Origin of the sequence: Microcoleus sp. Pol12B5 (assembly GCF_036701335.1) — a bacterium.
In the GTDB taxonomy this organism is placed as follows: Bacteria; Cyanobacteriota; Cyanobacteriia; order Cyanobacteriales; family Microcoleaceae; genus Microcoleus.
Genome location: NZ_JAUBQQ010000131.1, coordinates 1 through 4,813 on the forward strand (window position 1 = coordinate 1; position 4,813 = coordinate 4,813).

The following is a 4,813-nucleotide window of genomic DNA, read 5'->3' on the forward strand; positions in this document are numbered from 1 at the left end:
TTTTGTTACCTCTGTGGAAAAAATCCTGAAAGAATTTGGAGAAAACTATGTAATTAATTTTGTCTAGCTACTTATCACAGGCATCAACGCGCCATATATAGCAATAGAAAATGCCAGGTTCTACTCCTCGCGAAAGCTTTCGAGGGATGCCAAAAGAGCTGGCAGTCCCGCTAGCGTGGCCGACACCAGAGCCTCATCTTTGTAAACTCGCGATCGCAAAATACGGGTACCTTTAGACGCAGATGTGAAAGAGCCTCGCCGTTGGGAATTTCCGGTTTCAACCCGCCCTAAACTTTTTGTTTCTCGCGTCACGCACAACATAGCAGTATCCTCAATTAATCCCTAGATATGGGTTCGTAAAGTTTCTCAGGGCTTGGCTCAATATTTTTATTATTACTCAGATAGGTAACAGAGAGAAAACTATGAAATAATTATTTACCAGAGGCAGGGATCAAGTAAAACTGCATAATAACTCTTATTAATTTGTTACAGGCTCATCCTGTTTCAGCCCATCGCCCGCAGCCGCGCAGACAGCACCCACTAAAAATGCGTGAAGCGCAGCTATCCCCTAGGGAATCACCCGCACAATCGTCGATTTCACAGCAGGAACTGCTATCAATGATTTTAACTCTTAGTCCAGCAACAGTCATAACTCAAATCAGGCCGACTGTCGAAAGCTTGCGCGACGGAGACTACCGCTACCGAGACTCCTTTGCAATCGATCGACCTTTCAGAGAAATTCAATTTCGCAAACAAGACAGATACATCACCGGCAGCGACTCCGACAAACGCACGGGAAAAATTTACTGCTTCCGGGGCATCCCCCAGCACAACAACATTATTAACATCACGGTAGCGATCGAAATTTCCCCAAAAACAGCACAGCAAACCCAGTGGAAATTAGCACCGGGAAACCCCATTAATTTCGACAAGCTTTATCCATTGCAAGCAGGACCAGGATTAGAATTGTACAAATGTTTGACAGCATTTTTACCAAACTTGAATGATTAGTTATTCGTTACTTGTTAGTGGTTATTTCTTAATCGCTTTGGCTGGTTAATAACCAATAACATTCGTTAACAGTAAACAGTCAACAGCGAACATTTAACTCCCTAAGAACCAGCATTTTCCAATTCTTCCCGCAGCATTTCCCGGTAGACTTTCGGCAAACGAGAACTCATAGAATTGTTCTCAATTCCATATCCCAAACTCGTCCAAGTTCCCGAAAGCATCCGCAATACGTCAGTTAATCTTTCCTGCCGCAACATCTCAGGAATATCAGCTTTCCAAAACTTGCGATCGCTCAACCAAGCATAAACCACAGCATCCTGATCTTCTGGTTCAAAACTGTAATCTTCCCAGAACAAAAAATTAGCACGACGCACCTGATAGCGCTTAGCCTTCTCCTTCCAAGTCGTAGTCAGAAATTGATACCTGCCCGCAGCGGTAGTACACTTGCCCCGATTCGGGCCATTAACAATCTTCACGCACCAGTCAGGATGGCGGCTCAAATCTAATATATATTTGCCACCGTAAACAACGTGATAAGGCCGAGAAACATTCGACTCGCTAGCCGAAATAGTTCGCATCAGGGCTCGAATGTAAGGATCGCCCGTTTTAATAGCCAGCGGCGGGAATTTTCCCACCCCGCTTACCGACTGCGACAACTGCTGATTTCCCTGCAAACTGTCAACCAAAAAAACACCGCCGCCAATCACAGCGCCGATTAAAAGTATAAATCCGAGGATTTGAATCTCCGATCGCCTCAGCAAACCTCTTTTGCGACGGCCGAATTTCTCAGCTTCTAGCCAACTCATTTCCATTTCCGAAATTTCGGCTAATTTTCGAGCCGCCCGCATCCGGCGCACCCGAAAATCGTATTGATATAGCGGCGCGGCTACCAGCGTTAAACTCGATAAAACCCCCGCCAATTTAATCAGCCAGAAATCTAATTCACCGGCTACGGCAACATTTGTCAGAGTAGATATTCCTGTTAGTAACTGGGCCGGATCGATCGATCGCGCTGGCCAATAAAAAATCGCAAGTTGCACCAACAACGACAGATTAAATGCAAAAAAAATCACTACAACAGCATTCAAGCCTTCTCGCAAGTGCGATCGAATACCAGTGTGCCTGCGCTTGAACTTGCGCGCAACGCGAAAGCGTCCCGGCAGCATAATTAGTAAGGGATTTAAGATTTTGACGGCGAACAAGTGAAACACAAAAAACACAGGCAACTGAATCAGCCAAGCCGCCAGCAGTAGAGTCAGAAAGCCGATATTGTCGCTGACAAAAGGAATGCCCCTGCGAAGGACAAAACTAAAACTCTGAGCGAGAGCAAATGCCCTTAACCACGAAATCGGATAGGGGAGCCAAGCTGGCCACTTGAGAGTTTTCATGCTGAGAGAGGGAAATTTCAACGGCGAATCGTAAAACTATTAAGATTTTGCCAGATTTGGCGATCGGAAAATTGTTGTAGGCTGCGTCAGCCCCAATCTTTGACCCAAATCACATCTTGGACCATTCTCGCTAAGCCTTTTTTGGGCGGGCAGGATGCCCACCCCACAAGAAAATGCACTTTTTGTAGAACAGGCCGGACAGCCTGTTCTTGACAATGGTGCAACATCTAAGACCCAAATCAAATGGTTTTTTGTCTGGCCGAAAGCATCCAGGATACAAGTCCCCGGATTCATCCGTCCAGAAATAAAAAACCTGTATCCGATAAAGGAGCCCCCGAATTTATCGGTGGGGTCAATGCTTCAATCTAAAATCTCAAATCTCAAATCTCAAATCGATTGACGCACCGAACTCAAGCGAGGCTAATTCAATCAAACCACGCCGGCAAACAACTCCTCAAAACTCTTTTGCGGAGCCTCCGACTTCGCCACAATTTCCACAACCTTGTTGCGAGAATTCGGCTGAAACAGCGCCTCCACGCACACTTGGGCTACCTTGGTGCGAGGAATGCTGCTCTCAAACATTTTGTCCGCACCAGTCATGACGATCGCGTCTGAATTATCCTCATTTTTGAGACCGCCGGGACGGACGATCGTATAAGTCAAGCCGCTTTTTTGCAAATACTCCTCGGCTTGTTTTTTCCAAACCAAAATCAGCCAGAACAAATTCAGCGGGTGAAAAAACTGAGAGACGCACAGAGAAGTCACAAGCACAAAATGCTCAATGCCCTTAGCCTTAGCTCCATCCACCAAATTTTTAGTACCTTCAAAATCCACCTTGTAAGGGGCTGTGGGGTCAAAACCAGGGGCTGCCCCTGTCGCACACAGCAATACCGTACTATCGCCGATCGCATCGCCCAGGGAAGTCGCATTTAATACATCACCAGTCACTAACTCAGCCTCCGGTGGTAAAATTTGTCTAGCTGTGTCTAGATTTCGGACTAAGGCGCGCACGGGAATACCTCGCTTGACCAATTCTGCGACGATGCGACGGCCAGTCTGACCTGTGGCTCCTGCTACAAATGCTTTCATAAGTCGAGTTATGCTGAACTAGGGTAAGTTTTGTTACTATCAATTTCTCAATTGTAGGGAGGAAACTCCCTTAACACATCCCCAACCAGATTGATTGGCGTGTATAACAGGAGAGCATAATATGAAGCACGATTCCGCTGAATATCAAACTGTTGAAGCTTCTGAGGAAAATTACTACCCAGATGCGAGTTTCGGAAAGCCCGAAAGTGGAAGCGCGGATGCAGGAGAGGAAGTTGAGCCGATTTGGTTTCACACGCATTTTGAAGACAGCATGGAGATGTACGCCGATGCTGAGACGGTGGCGAAACATTTGAACAACCACAAGACTTGGTTTTGCCACTGCGCTTCGCCGATGAAGGCCGAGCCGCTAGGCGAAAACGGCTACGATTTATTAATCGGGCGTTTTGGGGCTTTCGGCTACCGCGTTGAAGCGAGAATTGGTTTAGAGTTGCTGCCGCCTGACGCTGAAGGCTGCTATTTGATTAAGACTATTCCGGTTCCGAATTATACCTCGCCGGGGTATGAGGTGGATTTTCAATCGGCAATGAAGCTAGTGGAGATACCCTCTCAGGAGTTTGCCGCCGATTGGCCGAGTGCGGAACGTGCTAAGCTACCGCCTGCGATTACCAGTGCTACGTGGAAGCTGGATTTGGCTGTGGGAGTTTGCTTTCCCAAGTTTATTCGATCGATGTCTCAACCTTTAATAGAAAAAACCGGCGATGCGCTTTTGGAAAAAATTATCAAACAAGTTAACCGCCGCTTGACTTATAAAACTCAGCTTGTTTTTCACGAAAGTTTGGGCATTCCTTTTCCGAAAAATCCTAAGAAACATTAAGCATACTTACGCTTTAACCTGTACAGCATTTAAATTGTATGTTAAGTGTGGGATCTCCTGCCCAACCCCTACTCCCCACAAGAGTAAAGATTTATTTGACTCTGCCATTTAAATGCGGATTAGCTTAACTCACATTTGTAGGTTGTGCACTGCACACACATTACTCATAAGTTAGACTTCGGCGTGAACGTTCACTCGCACAATTGTAGATCAAATTATTAGGAATGACTGATTGTGTATGAGTTGGAATCACGAGTATACAGTTGCTTTTTGGAAACTGATATCACTGTCTCTGGATGCTTAGGGGCGCCTTATGCCTATGTTTTTGAATCCAATACTTGCTTGAGCAGTTAATCCCTATCATCAAGTTATTGCTAATAAAATTTAAGGGTAAGGTTATGATTGCATTTGACATATATAGCAATCCTAAATCATTATCAAGACTATGATACAATTATATGCAATACTTGATTGTGACCATAAAAAAATG

General features: G+C 45.5%; 5 protein-coding genes. 2 read left to right on the top strand and 3 right to left on the bottom strand.

Translation table 11 applies throughout. The annotated features are described in order from the left end of the window. Nucleotides 1–120: 120 nt before the first annotated feature. Nucleotides 121–321: a hypothetical protein gene (locus tag QUA24_RS26705; RefSeq protein WP_333233411.1), complete on the bottom strand. Its 201-nt coding sequence runs from the start codon at nt 319–321 to the stop codon at nt 121–123. A 297-nt stretch (nt 322–618) separates the two neighbouring features. On the opposite strand from QUA24_RS26705, the gene QUA24_RS26710 reads away from it, so the two are divergent. Further along, nucleotides 619–1,011 carry a hypothetical protein gene (locus tag QUA24_RS26710; RefSeq protein WP_333233413.1) on the top strand — a complete coding sequence of 131 codons (393 nt, stop codon included), beginning with the start codon at nt 619–621 and terminating at the stop codon, nt 1,009–1,011. Nucleotides 1,012–1,112: 101 nt separating this feature from the next. Here the strand turns inward: QUA24_RS26710 and QUA24_RS26715 are convergent, their stop codons facing one another. Both QUA24_RS26715 and QUA24_RS26720 read right to left on the bottom strand, forming a co-directional pair. Further along, a complete protein-coding gene (locus tag QUA24_RS26715) occupies nt 1,113–2,399 on the bottom strand; it encodes a glycoside hydrolase family protein (protein ID WP_333233415.1) in 1,287 nt (428 codons plus the stop codon). 429 nt (nt 2,400–2,828) lie between these two features. After that, entirely contained in the window at nt 2,829–3,488 is a 660-nt protein-coding gene (locus QUA24_RS26720; protein ID WP_333233416.1) for an NAD(P)H-binding protein, read from the bottom strand. Between the two features lie 121 nt (nt 3,489–3,609). Here QUA24_RS26720 and QUA24_RS26725 point away from each other — a divergent pair, with 121 nt between their 5' ends. Then, a complete protein-coding gene (locus tag QUA24_RS26725) occupies nt 3,610–4,323 on the top strand; it encodes a DUF1997 domain-containing protein (protein WP_333233418.1) in 714 nt (237 codons plus the stop codon). Nucleotides 4,324–4,813: the final 490 nt, after the last annotated feature.